General features: G+C 66.1%; 13 protein-coding genes. 4 read left to right on the top strand and 9 right to left on the bottom strand.

Features of this window, described 5'->3' with window-relative positions; all coding sequences use genetic code 11:
* Nucleotides 1–438 precede the first annotated feature (438 nt).
* The 3 genes from ACQRAG_RS06405 to dsrA are packed head-to-tail and all read right to left on the bottom strand — an operon-like array spanning nt 439 to nt 3,213.
* Nucleotides 439–675, bottom strand: a complete 237-nt coding sequence (locus ACQRAG_RS06405; protein ID WP_168935312.1) for a dissimilatory sulfite reductase D family protein — start codon at nt 673–675, stop codon at nt 439–441.
* Between the two features lie 60 nt (nt 676–735).
* A complete protein-coding gene (dsrB, locus tag ACQRAG_RS06400; RefSeq protein WP_168935311.1) occupies nt 736–1,881 on the bottom strand; it encodes a dissimilatory-type sulfite reductase subunit beta in 1,146 nt (381 codons plus the stop codon).
* An 18-nt stretch (nt 1,882–1,899) separates the two neighbouring features.
* The gene (dsrA, locus tag ACQRAG_RS06395; RefSeq protein ID WP_289615891.1) at nt 1,900–3,213 is read right to left on the bottom strand and encodes a dissimilatory-type sulfite reductase subunit alpha; all 1,314 of its coding nucleotides are present in this window, start codon (nt 3,211–3,213) and stop codon (nt 1,900–1,902) included.
* Nucleotides 3,214–3,805: 592 nt separating this feature from the next.
* On the opposite strand from dsrA, the gene ACQRAG_RS06390 reads away from it, so the two are divergent.
* Genes ACQRAG_RS06390 through ACQRAG_RS06380 form a run of 3 tightly spaced genes read left to right on the top strand, consistent with a single transcriptional unit; the run spans nt 3,806 to nt 5,642 of the window.
* Nucleotides 3,806–4,075 carry a hypothetical protein gene (locus ACQRAG_RS06390; protein ID WP_168935309.1) on the top strand — a complete coding sequence of 90 codons (270 nt, stop codon included), beginning with the start codon at nt 3,806–3,808 and terminating at the stop codon, nt 4,073–4,075.
* Nucleotides 4,072–4,905, top strand: coding sequence for a hypothetical protein (locus ACQRAG_RS06385; RefSeq protein WP_006007091.1), 834 nt, complete (start codon nt 4,072–4,074; stop codon nt 4,903–4,905). The genes ACQRAG_RS06390 and ACQRAG_RS06385 overlap by 4 nt, the downstream gene beginning before the upstream one ends.
* Nucleotides 4,902–5,642, top strand: coding sequence for a septal ring lytic transglycosylase RlpA family protein (locus ACQRAG_RS06380; RefSeq protein ID WP_239465126.1), 741 nt, complete (start codon nt 4,902–4,904; stop codon nt 5,640–5,642). The genes ACQRAG_RS06385 and ACQRAG_RS06380 overlap by 4 nt, the downstream gene beginning before the upstream one ends.
* A gap of 414 nt (nt 5,643–6,056) precedes the next feature.
* Here the strand turns inward: ACQRAG_RS06380 and ACQRAG_RS06375 are convergent, their stop codons facing one another.
* The 4 genes from ACQRAG_RS06375 to ACQRAG_RS06360 form a co-directional block, all read right to left on the bottom strand.
* Nucleotides 6,057–9,650, bottom strand: coding sequence for a UvrD-helicase domain-containing protein (locus tag ACQRAG_RS06375; protein ID WP_427803800.1), 3,594 nt, complete (start codon nt 9,648–9,650; stop codon nt 6,057–6,059).
* A gap of 211 nt (nt 9,651–9,861) precedes the next feature.
* Complete coding sequence (locus tag ACQRAG_RS06370; RefSeq protein WP_427803799.1) at nt 9,862–10,842, bottom strand: methyltransferase; 981 nt, start codon at nt 10,840–10,842, stop codon at nt 9,862–9,864.
* Between the two features lie 473 nt (nt 10,843–11,315).
* On the bottom strand, nt 11,316–13,487 hold the full coding sequence (locus tag ACQRAG_RS06365) for a peptidase U32 family protein (protein WP_168935583.1): 2,172 nt from the start codon (nt 13,485–13,487) through the stop codon (nt 11,316–11,318).
* Nucleotides 13,484–14,491, bottom strand: coding sequence for an NAD-dependent epimerase (locus tag ACQRAG_RS06360; RefSeq protein ID WP_204626365.1), 1,008 nt, complete (start codon nt 14,489–14,491; stop codon nt 13,484–13,486). The genes ACQRAG_RS06365 and ACQRAG_RS06360 overlap by 4 nt, the downstream gene beginning before the upstream one ends.
* Before the next feature lie 94 nt (nt 14,492–14,585).
* Here ACQRAG_RS06360 and ACQRAG_RS06355 point away from each other — a divergent pair, with 94 nt between their 5' ends.
* Nucleotides 14,586–15,593 carry a hypothetical protein gene (locus ACQRAG_RS06355; RefSeq protein WP_168935581.1) on the top strand — a complete coding sequence of 336 codons (1,008 nt, stop codon included), beginning with the start codon at nt 14,586–14,588 and terminating at the stop codon, nt 15,591–15,593.
* Nucleotides 15,594–15,839: 246 nt separating this feature from the next.
* Here the strand turns inward: ACQRAG_RS06355 and ahcY are convergent, their stop codons facing one another.
* Nucleotides 15,840–17,261 carry an adenosylhomocysteinase gene (ahcY, locus tag ACQRAG_RS06350; RefSeq protein WP_427803798.1) on the bottom strand — a complete coding sequence of 474 codons (1,422 nt, stop codon included), beginning with the start codon at nt 17,259–17,261 and terminating at the stop codon, nt 15,840–15,842.
* Nucleotides 17,262–17,508: 247 nt separating this feature from the next.
* A complete protein-coding gene (locus ACQRAG_RS06345; protein WP_204626364.1) occupies nt 17,509–18,435 on the bottom strand; it encodes an ArsR/SmtB family transcription factor in 927 nt (308 codons plus the stop codon).
* Nucleotides 18,436–20,364 lie beyond the last annotated feature (1,929 nt).

Genomic DNA, 20,364 nt, shown 5'->3' with positions numbered 1-20,364 from the left:
TGGCCAGAGGTGAGGGACGAGTCTCTCTGTCCGGGCGGAGCTTCGCCGCCCGATAGCGGGCGTAAGGCGTACTGTCCCGGCAAAAAAGGCGGCCGGTGCTCCGGTGGACTGGGTAAGGATATGCTGCAGAAGGGGCGTGTGATGCCGGAACGGTCGTAAGGAAGGCTGGAAAGAAGAGTGGGGAGGGGGATGCGGCCGATTCTGCGCACGGCCGCGTTGAGGGGCTACAGGCGCCGGTAGGGAGGGTGTAGCGGGGATGGAAGGACGCTGCCGGAAGCTGGAGATGCCGCAGGCCCCGGAAAATTTTTACAAGGACAAAAACAAGAAACGCCACAACAGAGGTTGTGGCGTTTCTTGAGAAAGGAGTCGAAGCTCCAATGGCCTTTGTAAACGCACAGACGTTGCAGTCGGGGCGTTCAAAAGCCGAAGGCAAAAAGACTAGTCTTCGCCTTCGGTGTGGGCCTGCTTGCCAGCGCCCTTCAGGCCGTACATGGTGGTGGAGCCGGAAGACCAGAATTCCAGAACTTCTTCGTTCACCAGCTTGGTGAGGATCTTCTTCACTTCGCGGGGGCCCTTTTCGGGGAACAGGTCCGTGAAGTCCTTGAAGTAGAACTTGGACTTGGAGGAGGACTTGCTCTTCAGGAACTCGACAACAACGTCTTTTTCGTCAGCCATTTTTTTTCTCCTGAACCCGGCGGCGCCGGAAAGCGCCGCCGGGGTATTTTCAAGCTCGGCTTAGAACTTGAACTGGGTGCTCTGACGCCAGGTGTAGTAAGCCGGATCGCGGAAGTCGTCGATCAGGTGGTGGGTGAACTGCAGGCCGGTCAGCTTGAAGAAGCTTTCCCAACCGATGCGCTCGGCCCAGTCGCCCAGACGTTCGTACTTGTTGGCGTTGGCGGCGTAGACTTCGACGATGTGCTTCACCGTCTTGGTCAGGCTGGGCCAACGGGGAGGTTCGTTGGGGATGTAACCCACGACGACCTTGGAGAACTTGGGCATGCTGATGCGGTTGGACACCTTGCCGCCCACCATGATGGCGATACCGTCGCCTTCGTGGTCGGCGATGGGCAGGGCGGGGCACATGGTGTAGCAGTTACCGCAGTACATGCAGCGGTCTTCCTTGATGGCGATGGAGTTCACCTTCTGACCGTTGTGTTCAACCTTGGTGGGACGAACGGCAGCGGTGGGGCAGGCGGCCACGGCCAGAGGAATTTCGCACAGCTGGTCAGCCCATTCGTGGTCGATCATGGGCGGTTTGCGGTGGATACCCACCAGACCGATGTCGGAGCAGTGCACGGCGCCGCACATGTTGATGCAGCAGGCCAGGGCGATGCGCACGGGAGCGGGCAGACGCATGTCCTTGAAGTCATCAAAGATGGCGTCCATCACGCACTTCACCGGGCCGGAGGCGTCGGTGGCGGGGGTGTGGCAGTGCACCCAGCCCTGGGTGTGCACCATGTTGCTGATACCAGCGCCGGTGCCGCCCACGGGGAACTTGAAGGAACCGCCGTCGAACTTGCGGCTGTTCAGGTCGTCGCGCAGGGCCTTCATGGTTTCTTCGTCTTCCACCATGAATTCGATGTTGTTACGAGTGGTCCAGCGCAGGTAACCGCCGCAGTACTTGTCGGCGATGTCGCACAGTTCGCGGATGTGGGTGATGGACATGGTGCGGGTGCCGCCCACGCGGACGGTGTACACCTTGTCGCCACCTTCGGCCACGTGCATCAGCACGCCGGGCTCAAGAATTTCGTGGTACAGCCACTTGCCGAAATTCTTTTTGATGACCGGCGGGAAGTATTCGTCGTACTTGTGGGGGCCGATGTCGGTAATGCGGCCTTCCATCGGTTTGGCGGGATTGTACCCGGAAGAAATAAAAGCCATGTTCTTCTCCCCCTTAAACTAGCGTTGATGGCGTTTGCGGAATTCAGCCAGGTCGCGGGTCCAGCCGCCGGGCACTTCTTCTTCCTTGAAGAAGATGTACGGGTTGGAGCGGGGAGCCGTGACGTGGTAAGGAGCGGCTTCGGTGTCGGTGACTTCGAGCAGCTTCTGGAAGGAAAGACGCTTCATGGTTTCGCCCACGCGTTCGCGGTTCTTGCCTTCTTCCATCCACCAGTCCCAAATCTTTTCGATGACTTCCTTGATTTCATCGTAGGGAGCTTCACAGGAGATGAAGGGCACCAGCAGCGAACCCATCTGGGCGCCGTCCACCACGGGGGCCTTAGCACCCACGAGGATGCTGGCGCCGCGTTCGTCACCGATGTGCAGAGCGCGAGGCATGGTGTTGATGCAGTGCATGCAGCGCACGCAGTCGGCGGTCTTGATGGACAGCTTGTTGCCGTCCCAGCTCATGCACTTGGAGGGGCAGAGGTCGATGACTTCCTTCTGGATGTCGAATTTGCCCCAGTCACGACCGGCGTGAGCACCGGCGTTGGGCTTGAATTCGCCGCCCACGTAGGCTTTCACGGCATCCTGGTCGATCTTGATGTCGTCCTTCCAGGTACCCACCACAGCGAAGTCGGAACGGGCCATGGCGCACACGCAGCCGTTGGGGCAGCCGTCGAACTTGAACTTGAACTTGTAGGGGAAGGCGGGACGGTGCAGTTCGTCCTGGTAGTCCTGGGTCAGCTGGTAGCACATGTCCTGGGTGTTGTAGCAGGCATATTCGCAGCGGGACTGACCGAGGCAGGCTTCGGGGGTACGCAGGTTGGAGCCGGAACCACCGAGGTCGACGTTCAGCTTGTGGGTCAGGTCGTGGAAGATTTCTTCCAGCTGCGGGGTCTGGGTGCCCAGGAGCACGATGTCACCGGTGGAACCGTGCATGTTGGTCATACCGGAACCGCGCAGATCCCAGATGTCGCACAGGTCACGCAGGAACTTGGTGTGGTAGTATTTGGCAGCGGGCTGGGCCACACGCATGGTGTGGAAGTGGGCCACGCCGGGGAATTTTTCGGGCTGGTCGCAGTAACGGCCGATAACGCCGCCACCGTAACCGAACACGCCCACGATACCGCCGTGCTTCCAGTGGGTTTCCTTTTCTTCGTAGGAAAGTTCCAGAACGCCCAGCAGGTCTTCAGGGGCATCAGCGGGAATCTGGTAGTCGAGCCCTTTCGGATTGGCCGCACGGGCGGCGGCTTCCTGTTTGATGTCGGACACAAAGCTCGGCCAGGGGCCGCTTTCAAGCTGGTCCAACAGGGGGGTTGCATGTTTCGCCATTGCCATACCTCCACATGGTTTGTTGTATCACATCGCGTGATGTGCCTTCGTCATGACGCTTGGGGCCGTAGTAGCCCGGAACCGCACACGACAAAACGCCGCCGGGGCGGCCTCGTCTTGCGGCCTGCACACATATGTGTGCCGCCCCAGGTGCTGTTCCCTGTCCGGCGTAGTCAGACGGGGGATCGCAGGCGCAGCGGCAGACGCTGTTGGACGTCCGGCACTGCGGGCTGCAATGCAGTTCTGCTTCTTTTAGCGTATTTCTTTGGCGATGACAACCGCTGTTTCTTGTGATTGACCGCTTTTTCACAGCACAGACACAATGCGGGCTGCGCAGGCATGTTGTTTGTATGGTGCGGATAACTATGTGAAAAAAATGTCATATCAACTTCTCCAAAAATATACGCTATGCCGCCCTGATAGACACGGTGCAGTCACGGGACCGGTCCATTGCCGGGCAGCCTGTGCAGAGCGTTCCGCTGTCCCGTGCGGGAGCGCTCCCTGTGCTCGCCTTGGCAAAAAAAACATTAGCGGCTATGGTTCGGGCAGTATTTCACAGTGCCGCCGGGAGCGGCCCAGCAAGGAAAAAAGCATGAAAGACGAGCGTGGTTTGTACTATTTCCCCAATGCCGCGGACCACAGGGCCCGCATGTACGTGCGGCGCGGTGAGGACGGCGGCGTGCAGTTCCGCCTTTGGCAGTCCGACCATCCCGAGGTCTGGGACCGCCACCAGTGGCTGGACCTGCAGGTCATCGAAGACGCGGCGCGCCTGTACCGTGAGGAGCGCAACGCCGATGCCGATCCCCTCAAGCTCTATGATGCGGCCGTGGCCCGCGCCCTGCTGGAGGAGGCCGGTCTGTGAACGGGCGCTGGTCGCCGGAACGCAAGGCCTTTTTAGTGCGCGACCTGGTGCGTGACTACTGCCAGGTCTATGAGGGGCTGGAAGAGCAGCGCCGCCGTTTCGATCACGAAGGCGCCGTTTCCTATTCGTCCATCCGCGACCTCCTGGGCGAGGCCATGCGCAAGGGCGTGTTCTGGCGCCTCAAGGACACGGCGCATCACCTGTTCCGCAACAGCCAGTCCCAGACCCCGGATAAGGACGCCATCCTGCTCTGGCAGTATTCCGGCAGCCGTCATCCCGACGGCCTGGTCAGCCAGCAGCCGGTGGAGGCGCTCATCGACTGGTGCGTGGGCTATGCCTTCCACGAGTGCGCCAAACTGCGCGAGGACGCCTTCCAGCGCCAGCACTATGCCAACCGTCTGGCCCAGCTGGGACGCCATCAGGGCGTGACGGCCGAGCTCTACGATCCTTTGCGCCAGCTGGGCGAGCAGACCGCCGAGAGCTCCGCGCGCGAGCTGCAGCGCATCCTGCATGTGCTGCGGCATGGTCTGTTCCTGCTGCTGCGCTATCTGGAAGGGCAGGAGGACAACACCCATCTGGCCCGCTGGCTGGTCATGGAAGAGGCCCGTGCCCGGGCGGTCTTCGCCGACCTGTATGACGACCTGCTCTCCGCCCTGTACGGGAGCCGGCCCCAGCGCCTGTACATGCTGGCGGCCTGGGACCTGCTGGAGGCCGGTCGCAGCGAGGAGGCCCGCTGCATGCTGGAATGCGCCGCCCGTATGGGGCGCCTGGATGCCGAGAGCCTGACCCTGTTGCGGCAGCTGGAACAACTGCAGGAAGAGGGACGATGATGACGGAGCGACAGTTTTCCTTCCCCCGTCTGCTGGTGAACCTGTCCTGCCTGTTGCTGGCGGCCGTGCTGCTGGCCGGTTGCGGCAGCAGGGACACCTCCTGGCGCAAGGGCGGCGTACCGGGCTCCAAGCCCTATACCGTGCGCGGCAAGACGTACTATCCGCTCAAGTCGGCCCACGGCTTCGTGGAAGAGGGCGTGGCCTCCTGGTACGGCCCCGGCTTCCACGGCAAGAAGACGGCCAGCGGCGAGCGTTTCAACCAGTACAACATCAGCGCCGCGCACAAGATCCTGCCCCTGGGCACGGAAGTGCGCGTGACCAATTTGGAGAACCACCGTTCCCTCATCCTGCGCATCAATGATCGCGGGCCGTTCGTGGACGACCGTGTCATCGACCTTTCGCGCGGAGCCGCCCAGCGGCTGGGCGTTATCGGCAAGGGCACGGCGCGGGTGCGCATCCAGAGCCTGGGCGACGTGCCCCAGGTGGAAGACGGCGATGTGGTGCGCGGCAACTTCTTCGTCCAAATCGGCGCGTTCTCCAAAAAGGACAACGCCCAGGGCCTCATCGAGCGTCTTACCCGCAGCGGCCAGAAGGGCCGCATGATCTTCGGTAGCAACAACCTCTGGAACGTGCAGGTGGGCCCGTGGGAAGACTCCCGCAAGGCCGACGAGATGATGCGCGTGCTGCGTGCCCTGTACCCCCACGCCTTCGTGGTGGGCGACGGCGGCGCGAGCTAGTTTGTTGCCATCCTTTGACATGTCGAACGGGCCGTTCCCTGCGGGGAACGGCCCGTTTTTTATGGCATGGAGACGGCTTGAGGGGGGAAGGGGCCCCTTTTGAAAAAGGGTCTCCCTTCCCCCCTCAAACTCCCCCCATCCTCCCTAAAACTTTTCTTTTGGAGGCATGGCTGGTCTCCGTCGTTGTCCGGCAAGGACGATACCGCGCAAGGCTTGCTGCTCTGCTCCATCGGGTCCCGCCGTTGGGCGACAAGGGCGGCTGTTTCCTGCCCGGTGAGGGCAGGACGGATGACGGTCATACGGAAACAGGATGATGGATCGTTCTGCGGGAATGACTGTCGAATGACACGCGCTGGGGAAGGGGGAGGGAGTTTGAGGGAGGGGGGACCCCCTCCCTCAACACAGCCTTTCCATCTAGAACAGCGACAGATGTTCCCGCACGGCCTTGGTGTGGCGGGCCAGGGTACTCTGGCGGCAGAAGTCGCGCACCAGCGGCAGGAAGCTGGAGGGTTCCAGCGCCAGTTCCCGGCCGAAGAGGCGGCGCCCGGCGCTGTGGCTCACATACAGGGCGCGGGCGGCGCGGGTCAGGCCCACATAGAACAGGCGGCGCTCTTCTTCCAGACGGGCGGCCTGCGCGGCGGGCGACATGTCGTCGTCCGGGTTTTCCAGCAGCAGATCCCGGCGCATGGGCAGCAGGCCCTCTTCCAGTCCGGGCAGGAATACGGCCTGGAATTCCAGACCCTTGGAGGCGTGCAGGGTCAGGATCTGCACCTGTTCCGAGCGGGCGCGGATGAGTTCCGCCTCATGTTGCAGGCCCAGCTGCTGCACAAGGGCCTCCCACTGGCCGCAATCCTGCCATGCACGGCAAAGCTGCTTCCAGGCCGTGCCCTGCCAGAGCGGGGCGGGCAGGCGGCTGTGCCCGGAAAGGCGGGCCTGCAGGGCCTGGGGATCGGGCAGGGGCGCGTCCGGGGCCAGATCCAGCGCCTGTTCCAGCAGGGGCAGCAGGTCGTCGCTCTCGGCGTCGTCGCTGACAGGGACAGGGGCCTCGCCCTGGCCGCGGGCGATGGCCAGACGCAGCACGGCGGCGCAAAGGGGATCTTGCCAGCAGTCCTCCTGCGCGGGCGCGGCGCAGGGGATGCCCTCCTGCTCCAGCGCGCGGCGGATGACCGGTATCTGGGCCTTGAGGCGCACCAGCACGGCCACGTCGCCCGGAGAAAGGGTCCCGGCCAGCTCGTCTTCCTGCGCGATCTGGTCCATGAGCGTATGGGCCGTGGCCCCCAGCAGCTGGCGGATGCGGCCCGCGATCCAGCGGGCCTCGGCCTGCTGGTCGGGAGCGGAGAAAAGATGCAGGCGGGCCTGCTCCCGGCGCATGGCCTGCAGGGCCCCGCAATGCCCGCGGCCCTGCAGCAGGCTCTGGGCCATGTCCAGCACGCCTTGGCTGGCGCGGTAGCTCTGGCCCAGACGGCAGACGCGCAGGGAGGGCCAGAGGGCGCGCAGGCTGTCCTCGCTCTGGCCGCTGGCGCCACGGAAGCCGTAGATGGCCTGGTCAGGGTCGCCGATACCGAAAAAGCCGTTGCCGTCCTCGGGCAACAGGGCGCGGATCAGGCGCAGCTGCACCGGGGAAAGGTCCTGCACCTCGTCCACCAGCACATGCCGCCAGGGCAGGGCCGAAGCCCGGCGGGAGGGCGCAGGAACCGGGGCGGGGGCTGCCGTGGCGGCCACCATGCCCAGCAGGGACATCTGGCGCGGCACGGCGTGGCCTTTGTGCGGGGCTTCATGATGTTCGGGCGTCGTGTCCGGCCCGGCGGAAGTCGCGGGGGAAGGGGCAGACGTCTGGGCCGGATGGTGCCGTTCCGTCACGGCGGCAGCCAGCAGGGCCCGGCAGGCGGGCGGCAGCAGGCTGTGCTCCAGATCGGGCCGGATGTCCTCGCCCTGACGGGCGCGCAGATGGAAAAGGAAGAATTCCAGCAGGTCGGCGTAATCCAGCAGCGGGCTCTGGCTGCGCACGGTACGGGCGGCCTGCCAGTCGGCCACGGCGGCGCGCAGGTCGTCGGGGAGCTCGTCGGCGGACAGCCCCTGTTCACGAGACCACTGCAAACGCTCCCAAAGGCGACGCAGGGTCTTCCGTTCTTCGCGGCTCTCCGGGTGCCCGGCATCCACGAACAGGGCCTTGGCCGCGTCTTCGGGCAGGAGCAGCGCCGAGGGCAGCTCGCGTTGCACCACGCTCCAGGCCAGGGCATGCAGGGTATCGCAGCGGGGCAGGGCCGCGGGGACAGCGCCGTCTCCGGCCGGGGCCTGCAGGCGTTGCCGCATCTCCTGCGCGGCGCGTCGGGTGAAGGTCACGGCCAGCAGCTGCGAGGCCGGTACGTCATGGGCCAGCAGATATTGCAGACGGCCCACCAGCACGCGCGTCTTGCCCGCACCGGGCCCGGCCAGCACCAGCACGGGCGTGCCCGTCTCCAGCCCGGCGGTCAGGGCCTCGGCCTGTGCCGGGGAAAAGCCGCCCAGCGTGCGCCCGTCGGGCGTGGCGGGCTCGGGTTCGCTTTCGGCAGGCGCGGCGCTGTCCTTCTTGCGGCGCACCCGGATGGCCGCCACCGTGGCGGCGGTCTCCTGCTCCGGGGCCTGCGGGGCGGGGTCCGCCCCCTTTTTGGGCCGTCCGCGCTTGCGGGGCGCGGCACCGTCCAGCAGGCTGCGGCTGCGGGTCGACCCCTGCCATTCCGCGGCTTCTTCGGGGCTGAAGACGCGCACCACGCCGTATTCGCCGTCATAGCCGCCCTTGCGGATGACCTGGCCCCGGCGCATGCGGGCCACGGCCTCGCCCAGCGGCTCCCAGTGGCGGCGCACCTGCTCCTCGTCCATGCGGCAGAGGATGTCCAGATCGGGCCCCAGCTCGCGCAGCAGGGCCGCGTACCTGTCCTGCACCTTGCGCGAGCCGCTGCCCACGCCCAGGATCTCGCCCACCAGCTCGGGCAGGGGGATCAGGGGCCGGGCCTCCGGCTCATGGAGCAGGCTGGCGGGCGTTTCGCGGTCGGCCAGCTCGCAGACGCGGTGCAGCACGCCGATGGTCAGGGGCTTGCCGCAGACCGGGCAGATGTTGTCCAGGGCCAGGGCCTCGCGCGGTTCCAGCACCACGCCGCAGGCCCGGTGGCCGTCCAGATGGTATTTGCCCTCTTCGGGGTAGAATTCCATGGTGCCCAGGAAGCGGCAGTCCTGGGGCTGCCGGTCGGGCGGCAGGCGACGGGCCGCGGCCCGCAGGGCGGCGAAGATGCCGTCATAGGAGGGCGCGCCCGCAAAGAAGTTGGCCTCGCGGCCCAGATTGGCCCCAGAGTGGGCGTCGGAATTGGAGATGAGCGCGTAACCGTCCAGCTGGCTGACCATGCGGTTCATGCCCGGGTCCGAGGAAAGGCCCGTCTCCAGCGCGAAGATGTGGGAGGAAAGGTCGTCGAAGCAGTCCTCCAGCCGGTCGAAACCGGACTTGGAGCCGAACAGGGCGAACCACGGCGTCCAGACATGGGCCGGGATGAGCACGGCCTCGGGGCAGACATCCAGCGTCATCTCCAGCAGGTCGCGGGAGTCCAGGCCCAGGATGGGACGGCCGTCGGAATGCAGGTTGCCCACCAGCTCCAGCCGCTGCGAAAGGCGGTCGGCATCGTCCAGCGTGGGCACGAAGATCAGGTTGTGGACTTTGCGCACCTTGCCCTGACGCTTGTAGATGGAGCTGATCTCGGTCTGGAGCAGGAAGAGCGGCCCGTCGGCATCCGGCGGTGTCTTCCCCTGCAAAAAGTCCAGCTCCTCCGCCGGGCCGGACAGGCGGTACAGGCCGCTGGCCTCGTCGCGTACCAGCTGCTGGCGCAGCTCGTCCCGCCATTGCGGATGGGTGAAGTCGCCGGTGCCCAGCACGTTGATGCCCTTGCAGCGGGCCCAGGCAGCCAGATGCCGGGGCGAGAGCTGTTTGCTGGTGGCGCGGGAAAAGCGGGAATGGATGTGCAGGTCGGCGATGAAATTCATGGACAGGCTCCGCGATGTCAGGATGGGGAAACCGATATTGTTATGGAAAGCCGGTCGCAAGGCAAGGGCGGTGCATTCTCGCGACCGCACCTGTCAGCTGCGGTGAGGGGCTCGGACCGTCTTTGGGGGATGCAGGCACTTCCGGGTGGCTGCCATTGCGACGCCGGGCCGCTGGCCGTCGTGGCTCCCTGTTTTCAGGGATGGGAGGGCGCTATCTTTTTTCCTCGTGGCCCGCGCCCAGCCAGGGGCAGAAGGCAAGGGCCCCGCGGCTCCAGCACTGTCCGTCGTGCAGGGGCAGGGGAGCTTCCAGCCGGCATTGGGCGGCAGCGTCCTTGCGCGCCAGCACCAGCACCCGTTTGGCGGCTTCTCCGGCGCGGGGGCAGAGGGGCAGGATGCGGCGGCAGCCCAGACGCTCCCGCTCCAGTGTGGAGAGCAGGCGGGACAGGTCCTCCGCCGGGAAGATACAGCAGAACAGACCGTGATGGCGCAGCAGGCGCCGGGCCGCATGGCAGAACACGGCCAGCGGATCAGACGCGCCAGGCTTGGGGGCGGGCCGCCGCTGGCGGGCGTGCGGGCCGTCGTGCAGAGAGGCGGGGCCGCGCAGGGCGGCGTCGCGCCGGGCATTGGCCGAGGGTCGGCCGCTGCCCGTCAGCGCATAGGGCGGGTTGGCCAGGACGAGATGGAAGGCATTTTCGCCGCAGTCCCGCAAAAAATGCGTGTCGGCAAGGTCGCCCTGCCGGAAGCGGCACACATCTTCCAGCCCCAGAAGGCGGGCGTTTGCCGTGGCCGCAGCGCATAAGGCCGTGTCCTGCTCCAGCCCCAGAGCGTGCAGGTGAGGGGCGTTGTGTCCTCCGCGGCCTTCTCCCACCGGCTGCCCGCCAGCGGCAGCGGATGGTGCTTCTGAAGGCTGCGTGCCGGGGCATTGGCGGGGCAGCGCGTCTGCCTGATGGCAGTGCTCCGGCATTTCCGCCGTGCCGGACGAGAGATACAGGCACAGGCCCAGCAGGGCCGCACCGCAGCCGCTGCCAAGCTCCGCCACCTTCCGGGGGGGCGTTCCCGGCAGGGAGGCAAGGCTTTTCGCCGCGAAGGCCGCCAGCAGCAGGGCGTCCGCGCCGAAACGGTAGCTGTCCTGCGGCTGGTGCAGGCCCCGGGGGAAGAGGGCACGGGCGGTCGTGATGGCGGTATCGTTCATGGGCGTACGGTGGTGATGGCGGCTTGCTGGAGGGGAGGAGGGCGCTGTGGGCGATGCCGCGGTTCGTCCTGTTGCAACGGACATGGCGCTCGCGGACTGCCTTCCGGTGAATTTCCGCGAAACATGGAAAAGCTTCCCCACCTGAAAGGGCGGTTACATGAAAAAACAGGGCCATGCCTGCGGCATGGCCCTGTGATGCTTTACGGTTGCGCGGGAGACAGTACCGGAAAACGTGCCGGAGCCATTTCCATTGGCATTATCGAATATTTTTGGGCACAGACGGTATCCCCGTGGGCAATGCCGTTTGCCTTTCCTGTGTGCGGGGTTTGGGGAAGAAGGGGGTACGGGGGAGGGACCCCCTTTTTGCCGCCAGCAGCGACCGAAGGCGGCCGCAGGCCGTGCCCGTTGGCGACGGGCATCGATAGCAAGGATAAAGGGGCTCCCTCCCCCGTTTTTCCGTTTATTTTGATATGTTACAGCAGGGCGCCGTCCCAGTTGAACAGGCCTTGGCGCCGCATCTCGGGCAGACTGGAGGGCGGGTTCTCTTCCAGGCGGGCGAAGAAGCTGTAGCCTGCCTGCTGGAGCTCCTGCCGCTTGGCGGTGAGATCCAGGGGCCAGCCGGGATAGAGCCAGACATTGCCGCCGTACTGGCGGGCCCAGAAGACCTCGCCCTTGGGGCTCATGAACGGCTCGTTGGGCTTGATGCCCAGCAGGCCGAAGCGGCTGATGCCCACGGGCCAGAAGCCGCCCAGCACCATGCCCAGCGGCAGCGGGCTCTGGCGGGGCAGGGCCAGGATGTCGTCGGCGGGCAGTTCGGGGCTGATGTACGCGCCCTTGAAGCCCATGTCGGCCAGCACGCCCAGCGCGGCGGCATTGGCCACGTTGCAGAAGGGCCCGGCCAGCAGGTCGAGGGCATCGCTGTGCTTGGGATCCTCGGGCTCGTCGTTCATGCGGGCCAGCAGTTCCGCCGGGAACAGGTCACGCTGCCAGGGGGCGTTGCAGACGAAGTGGCGCGCGCCTTCGCGGGTCAAGTGGGCCAGACGGCGGCGGATGGCCTCTTCCTCTTCGGGCCAGATGACGGGCGGCAGCCACCAGCAGATGCGCGGAGCGATGGTACGCGAGATCTCGGCCGTGCGCGGCGAGAGCCACAGACCGGTGTTCTGGCTGCGGCAGCCGCGGGTCTCGCGGCCCTGCGGCATGCTGGCGCGCACCACCATCTCGGGCCGGGGCGCGGGCCTGACGGGCCGGGGCAGACGGGGCTCGCTCTCCACGGCCTTGCTGGGCCGGGTGGGCATGCGGTCGAGCCGGGCCTGCCACTCCCTGAGGATCTGCATCAGCTCGGGCTCGCGGCGGTCGATGAGGAAGACCGGCGTGCCCGCCTTGGGCGTCTTGTGCTTGGGCAGGCGCAGCATCAGGGTGCCCGCCTTGGGCGTGCGGCGCGTCACGGGCAGGGTGGCGTGCCAGCGTTCGTCTTCCACGCCCACGCGCAGATAGTCCTGCGGCAGCAGCTCGAAATGGGGCTTGAGCAGCACCTGGCCTTCGGGCGTCACATTGATCTTGCCCGCCAGCAGGCCGGAGCTGGTCTGCCCCGACGGGTCGGTGGGGATGAGGTTGTCCTTGTGCGGCAGGAAGCGGGCACGGCTGCCGGGACGGCCCAGCGCCATCTCGAGGATGGCCTCGGCGTCCTTGCGGGCCTGCGGGTCGCCGGGATTGTCGCGCAGCATGCGATAGGCCGTGACCACGTGATAGACGTAGTGCGGGCCTTTCTTGCGGCCTTCGATCTTCCACGAGACCAGATGCGGGATGTGCAGCAGGGTCTTGGCCAGCACGTCCAGCGAAAGGTCAAGACAGGAGAAGAAGCGGCCGTCGCGTCCCTTGCCGGGATTGCTGCGCTGGGGCCGGGGACGGCGCATGTCGCGGCCGCCGTCACGACCGTTGCGGCCCTGTTCGCGGGCCTGCTGTTCGGCCTGTTTGGCCATGGCTGCGGCAGCGGCGCCGCCCTGACGGTAGACGCGGCGGCAGGGCTGCACGCAGCGGCCGCGCAGGCCGCTCTTGCCGCCCATGTAGCTGGACCAGTAGCAGCGCCCCGACACGCAGTAGCACAGCGCGCCGTGGACGAAGCATTCCAGATCCAGCCCTTCGGGACAGGCCTCGCCCATGGCGCGGATCTCGTCGATGGAGAGCTCGCGCGGCAGGATGACGCGGCTGGCGCCCAGGTCCTTGGCGGTCTGCAGGCCCTGCGGGTGCGTGATGTTGGCCAGGGTGGAGAGGTTGATCTCGCCCTCGAAACCGGCCTGCCGCGCCAGATCCAGCATGGCCAGATCCTGCACGATGATGCCGTCGGGGCGCACCTGCCGGGCCAGACGATGGATGAGACGGTAGGCCGCCGCGGTCTCCTGCGGCTTGACCAGCACGTTCATGGCCACATAGACGCGGGCCTGTTCCTCGTGGGCCAGGTCGGTGAGGCGCGAAAGGTCGGTAAGGCCGAAGTTCTCGGCCTGCATACGGGCCGAGAAGTGCTTCAGGCCCAGGTACACGGCGTCGGCGCCGGCGGCCAGGGCCGCGGTGAAGCACTGGGCGTCACCGGCCGGGGCCAGGATCTCCGGGCGTTCCGGGGTAGGGGCGGGCAGGATGATGTCACTCATGCGTAATAATATTCCTTGAACCAGGCCACAAAGCGCTCGATGCCGGTCTTGAGGGGCGTCACGGGCGCAAAGCCCGTGGCCTGCGACAGAGCGTCGATGTTGGCCCAGGTGGCTTCCACATCGCCGGGCTGCATGGGCAGCAGGTCACGGATGGCCTTCTTGCCCAGCGCCTCTTCGAGGGCGGCGATGAAATCGTTGAGTTCCACGGTCTGGTTGTTGCCGATATTGTAGATGCGCCACGGCGCGGAACTGGTGGCCGGGTCGGGGGTGGCGGCATCCCACTGCGGGTCGGGCTTGGGCGCCAGGGGCAGCAGGCGCACCACGCCTTCCACGATGTCGTCGATATAGGTGAAGTCGCGGCGCATGCGGCCGCCGTTGAACACCTTGATGGGCTCGTCCTTCATGATGGCGTGGGCAAAGAGCTGCAGGGCCATGTCCGGGCGGCCCCAGGGGCCGTAGACCGTGAAGAAGCGCAGGCCCGTGCAGGGCAGGCCGTACAGATGGCTGTAGGAGTGGGCCATGAGCTCGTTGCTCTTCTTGGTGGCCGCGTACAGGCTCACGGGATGGTCCACGTTGTTGTGTTCCGAGAAGGGCTGGCTGGTGTTGAGCCCGTAGACCGACGAGGAGGACGCGAAGACGAAGTGCTGCACGCCGTTGTGGCGGCAGCCTTCCAGCAGGTTGGCAAAGCCCACCAGGTTGGAATCCACATAGGCCATGGGATTGATGAGGCTGTAGCGCACACCGGCCTGGGCCGCCATGTTGATGACATGGGTGAACTTTTCGGCCGCGAACAGGGCGCTCATGGCTTCGCGTTCGGCCATGTCCTGCAGCACGAAGCGGAAACCGGGACGGCCTTCCAGCTGAGCCAGACGGTCTTTCTTGAGCTGGACGTCGTAGTAGTCGTTGAGGTTGTCCAGGCCAACCACGGTGTGGCCCTGGGCCAGCAAACGGTCACAGAGATGATAGCCGATGAAGCCCGCGGCTCCGGTAACGAGAATATGCATGCTGTCCTCCTGTTGGCGCAGACTAAGCCAGAAGCGCTTCCGGGGCAAGGGTTTGCTCTTGCCTCCGCTGCCCCGCCCGGCTATGTTCGGGAACATGAAAAATAACGAATCCACCTTTGCGTCCAGCAACGCTTCCGAAATGCGCAACAGCGCCGCCGGGACCGGCAAGAAAGCCGCCGGTGCCGCCGCTGGCAAGACCGGAGCCGCTGCCGACGCCGGCAGGGACGAGGCCATCCGTCACTGGTACAAGGGCGAGAATCGCGACACCATCATCTATCTGCTCATCGCGATCTTCTTCCTTGAGCTGATCATCGGCGGTATCGCCTTCTTTTATGGCATCATGCACGCCAAGCCGTCGCTGGCCGGAGGCCCGCCCGAAGCCCAGTTCCCCATCCTGGGCTGGGCCATCGGCGCTGTGGCCGCTCCGGTGGCGCTGCTGCTCATCGTGCATCTTTCCGGCCTCTGGGTCTCCAACACCCTGGAGCGGGAGCGCCAGCCCGGCAAGCCCGGCTCGGAACGCATGGTGCCCAAGCGGCTGCGCTATTTCTACGCCTGTGTGCAACACGCGCCCACTGTGGTCATCCTGCTGGGCATATTGCTGCTGGCCGCGGCCCTGGTCTTCGTGGACGGCATGTTCTCGGCCGTGGTGGCCTTTGGTGCCGCACTCAAGCCCTACATCCCGTGGATCGCGGGCAGCATCGCGGCCCTGCTGGCGGCCTGTTATCTGGGGCGCCTGCTGCTCATCTACCGCCACCGCCGCATGGAGCAGGAATACGCCTACCGGCGCGAGGTGCTGGAAAAGACCGGCATCGTGCTGGTGAGCAAGGGCAGCATCCCCCTCAACCGGGGCATCGAACCCTTGCAGGCCGTGGATGGTGGCGGCTATGCCCTGCCGCCCGGCCCCGCCTACACGCCTGAGGAAGCCGCCGCCGATGCCGCGGCCCTCGAAGCCGGGGAAAAGAAGGGCGACGCGCCTGCCGAGGACATCGTGGACGTGGACCCCGAAGACCTGGGCGAAGCGCCCAAGAATACGGCCGCGCCCCGCAAGGACGACGTGACCGACGCCGATGTGGTCGTGGAGGATGGCAAGCCCAGGGCCTAAGCAACACGGCCTGAGGCACCGGCATTTTTGAGCGAAGGAGTTCCTCCTCCCTCAAAGGCGGCTGCTCCCGCTGCCGTGATCGCTTCCATCGCAACGGGGAGCGTGCGGCCTCCTTCGGCCCCGTCCCTTCCCGGCGCGTTTTATTTCAAAAAGGAGAGGCTCCTTGAGGAGCCTCTCCTTTTTTATTTTTGCTTGCCGTCCGTGTCCCGGTGCGAGGCCCGGGCAAAGACGACGGCCCGCTGCGGCCTAGTAGCGGTAGTGGTCGGGCTTGTAGGGGCCTTCGACCTTCACGCCGATGTAGTCGGCCTGTTCCTGGGTCAGGGTGGTCAGCTTGACGCCCAGACGGGCCAGGTGCAGGCGGGCCACTTCTTCGTCCAGTTCCTTGGGCAGGGTGTAGACCTTCTTTTCCAGGTCGCCCTTGGCCAGCTTGATCTGGGCCAGGGTCTGGTTGGTGAAGCTGTTGGACATGACGAAGCTGGCGTGGCCGGTGGCGCAGCCCAGGTTCACCAGGCGGCCTTCGGCCAGCACGATGATGCTGCGGCCGGACTTGAGGGTCCACTTGTCCACCTGGGGCTTGATGTTCAGCTTGGTGATGCCGGGGGTGGACTCCAGGTAGTGCATGTCGATCTCGTTGTCGAAGTGACCGATGTTGCAGACGATGGCTTCGTCCTTCATGCCTTCCATGTGTTCGCCGGTGATGACGCGCAGGTTGCCGGTGCAGGTGACGTAGATGTCGCCTTCGGCCAGGGCGTCTTCCATGGTGGTGACTTCAAAGCCTTCCATGGCGGCCTGCAGGGCGCAGATGGGGTCGATCTCGGTCACCAGCACGCGGGCGCCGAAGCCGCGCATGGACTGGGCGCAGCCCTTGCCCACGTCGCCGTAGCCCACCACGACCACGACCTTGCCGGCCACCATGACGTCGGTGGCGCGCTTGATGCCGTCGGCCAGGGACTCACGGCAGCCGTAGAGGTTGTCGAACTTAGACTTGGTCACGGAGTCGTTGACGTTGATGGCCGGGAAGAGCAGCTTGCCTTCGGCTTCCAGCTGGTAGAGGCGGTGCACGCCGGTGGTGGTCTCTTCGGAGACGCCCTTCACCTTGGCGGCCACTTCATGCCAGTGGTTGGAATCTTCCTTGTAGCGCAGGGCCAGACGATCCATGATGATCTGGAATTCCTTGTTGTCGTAGGTCTTTTCCAGCAGGGAGGGATCGTTTTCCACTTCCACGCCCTTGTGGATCATCAGGGTGGCGTCGCCGCCGTCGTCCACGATCAGGTCGGGCCCCTTGCCGTCAGGCCAGGTCAGGGCCATTTCGGTGCACCACCAGTAATCTTCCAGGCTCTCGCCCTTCCAGGCGAAGACCTTGGCCATGCCCTGCTCGGCGATGGCGGCAGCGGCGTGGTCCTGGGTGGAGAAGATGTTGCACGAGGCCCAGCGGATGTCCGCGCCCAGGGCGTGCAGGGTCTTGATGAGCATGGCGGTCTGGATGGTCATGTGCAGGGAGCCGGTCACGCGCAGGCCCTTGAGGGGCTTCTGGTCACCGTACTTGCGGATGCACTCCATGAGGCCGGGCATCTCGCGCTCGGAGAGCTGCATTTCCTTCTTGCCGAAATCGGCCAGGGCCATGTCGGCCACTTTGTAGGCCAGGGAAAGGTCCAGGGCTTTGGTCATCGTTCCATTCTCCTTGAGGAAGTATGTTGGGCCGCTCCACAAAAGGGCGGTCTGCGGCATGGTCGTTGTCCCCTGTTCGGGGATGGTGCGCAGCCTTCGGTAAGGCCGCGCGGGAAATCTTGTGTGCCTTTTCCGGGCCATATCCCCCCGGGACAGGTGCGCCGCTCCCCATCGGGGGCAGGCTTTCCTGAATGGAGCACGTTTGGGGGAAGATGGGGCACGGGGGGCCTTCCCCCCGAAAATATCCCTAACAGGCGCGTGCCTGCACCAGCAGCAGAAACAGGCCGCGGCCCACGGCCTGCCGCGTACAGGACAGGACTTCGAAACCGGCCTGGCGCAGGCGTTCCTGCAGGCGCTCTTCGTCGAAGCCCAGCCAGCGGTCGCCGTAGCGGCTGCGCATGGTCTCGTCGTGGTGCTGGAGGAAATCGGCCACGAACAGGTGCCCGCCCGTGGTCAGGCTGCGGCGGATCTCGCGCAGGCCCTCGCCGGGGTCGGACAGGTGGTGCAGGACAAGGTTGATGCAGGCGAAGTCCGCTTCCTGGTCACGCAGGGGCAGGTGATCCAGCTCGCCGATGCGCAGGGAGATGCGGTTCTCGTTGGCCAGATCCACGGGGTTGAAGCGGCGGCGGCACATCTCCAGCATGCGGGCCGAGCCGTCCACGCCGATGAGGCTCCGGCTGGCGGGCAGCAGGCGCTCCAGCACCGCGCCGGTGCCGCAGCCCAGGTCCACGGCCACGCGGCAGCCCTCGGGCACGGCGGCCAGCACGGCGGCGGGCAGGTCGAAATCTTCCAGCACTTCGCGGTTGAGCTCGTCCCAGTCCTCGGCGATGGCGTTGAAGAACTGGCGCGTCTTGAGGGCGCGTTCCTCCAGGATCTGGGCCGCCATGGCCAGATCCTCGCGCATGGCCGTGTCCGTATGCAAAAAGGGCCCCATGGCCTGCAAAAAGTCGCTGGCCTCGCCGCAGCGCGTGGCGGCATAGAAGACCCACAGGCCGTCCCGGCGCGAGGTCAGCAGGCCCGCTTCGGTCAGGATCTTGAGGTGGCGCGAGACGCGGGACTGCCCCATGCCGAGGATGCGCACCAGCTCGTTGACCGAGAGTTCGTAATGCAGCAAGATATGCACCAGTCGCAGACGGGTCTCGTCTGAAAGTGCCTTGAAATATACCAGTGCCATGCGTGCCCCTGTACGGCGCGCCGGGCGCGCCTGCGATCTATGTATCAAATTTGCTTGATGCAAATATCAGCCTATCTGGATATAGTCAAGGAGTTCCATGTCCTCACCTTCCGATGCTGCCCCCGACCGGCCTTCCGCTGCCGGGGAGGAGACAAAAAGACGGTTGTCGCGCAAGCGGGTGACCGTCATCACGGCCACGGCCCTCTCGTTGCTGGAGGCCTGTGGTCTTGAGCCGTCTCCGGCGCGCTCGGAAAAGACGGCCGGGAAGGGGAAAAAGGCGACGCAGGGAGAACCGCCGGCCGAAAAGGCATCGGCGGATGGCCTTGAGGAACGGCAGGCGGCAGGCTCGGCGTCTTCCCGCGAGCGGAACGGCGGGCGGAAAAAGAGATCTGCGCCGGACAGGGCTCCCCGGGAAGCGGCGGACGCCGTCCTACAGGAAGATGCATCGCAGGGCGTTGCCGCCACCAAAGCCGCGCTCCCGGAAATCCCTCCGGTGATCCCGCCCGCCGACACGGCCGCGGCCACGGTACCGCCGGGACCTGCCATCCCTCCGAAAAAGACGACTGCCCGGCGTCGTCGTGCGAGCGGCACGAAGGCCGCGCCGGTGACCGATACCGGGGCAGTTCCCGCTACCGAGCCGGCTCCCGCGTTCGGGTCTGTCGCACAGGAGGCTTCACCACCGGTAGTGAAGCCTTCTGCTGGCCAGTCCGCTGTGGAGGCGGCAGCATCCGTACCGGGAGAGGATCAGCCTCACTCCGGCGCACGGCGTAGAGCCGTCTCCCGTGCCGGGCGTGCCCCCACTTCCGGTGGGCGCGGCCGCAAGAAGGCTGCTGCGACCGCTCCCGCATCCGCGGGGGAAGCCGGTCCGACCACAGCGCCGGTACCGGAACAACAGCCTGCGGAACGTCCCATGGATGCGGCGGCACTGGCTGCCGAAGCGGATCGTCTGGCTGCGGAATACGGCCTGTCGTCATCGGGCGGCGGTCTGGTGGTGCTGCCCGGGGACGACTGGGATGATTTTCCCGCTCCTCCGGATAGGGAAGCGTCGTCCGCCCGGACGGCGGCCCGTGGTACGGAGACGGTCCCGGCCGTTGCTTTTCCTGAATCCGTACCGTCAGCGGCGCCCTTCGCTGCGGCGGCTCCTGTTGCCCCCGCCCCCGAAGCCACACCTGCGGCGGCAAAAAGCTCCCCCAAACGTCGTCGTGCGGGCAGTCCGAAGGCTGCGCCTGTGGCCGAGGACGGGCCGGTTCCCGTGGCCGAGGCTGTCGCACAGATGGCCCCACCGTCAGAGGGATCTTTCGCTGTCCGGCATGCAGCTGATGCGGAGGCCGCTGTGCCTGATGCGGGGCTGCCCCAGCCTGCCGCAGGGCGGAGAGCCGTCTCCCGTGCCGGGCGTGCCTCCACTTCCGGCGGGCGCGGTCGCAAGAAGGCTGTTGCGACCACTCCCGCATCCGCGGGGGAAGCCGGTCCGACCACAGCGTTGGTACCGGAGCGACAGCCTGCGGAACGTCCCATGGATGCGGCGGCACTGGCTGCCGAAGCGGATCGTCTGGCTGCGGAATACGGCCTGTCGTCATCGGGCGGCGGTCTGGTGGTGCTGCCCGGGGACGATGACTGGGATGATTTTCCCGCTCCTCCGGATAGGGAAGCGTCGTCCGCCCGGACGGCTGCCCGTGGTACGGAGACGGTCCCGGCCGCTTCTTTTCCTGAGCCCGTACCGGCAGCGGCCCCCTTTGCTGCGGCGGCTCCTGTTGCTCCCGCCCCCGAAGCCACACCTGCAGAGGGCAAAAGCTCACCCAGGCGCCGCCGTGGGGGCGGCACGACAGCAGCGCCGGTAGCCGGCAGCGGGAACGCTTCCGTGCCGCTGGCCGGAGAGAAGGGAGGAGCGTCACCAGCCGCACCCGGCGATGCGCGTATGCCGGAGGGAAG

The sequence above is a fragment of the Desulfovibrio sp. SGI.230 genome (assembly GCF_050313065.1).
In the GTDB taxonomy this organism is placed as follows: Bacteria; Desulfobacterota; Desulfovibrionia; order Desulfovibrionales; family Desulfovibrionaceae; genus Desulfovibrio.
Note: the sequence above shows the minus strand (reverse complement) of the source record. Positions and strands in the feature narration are given on the sequence as shown.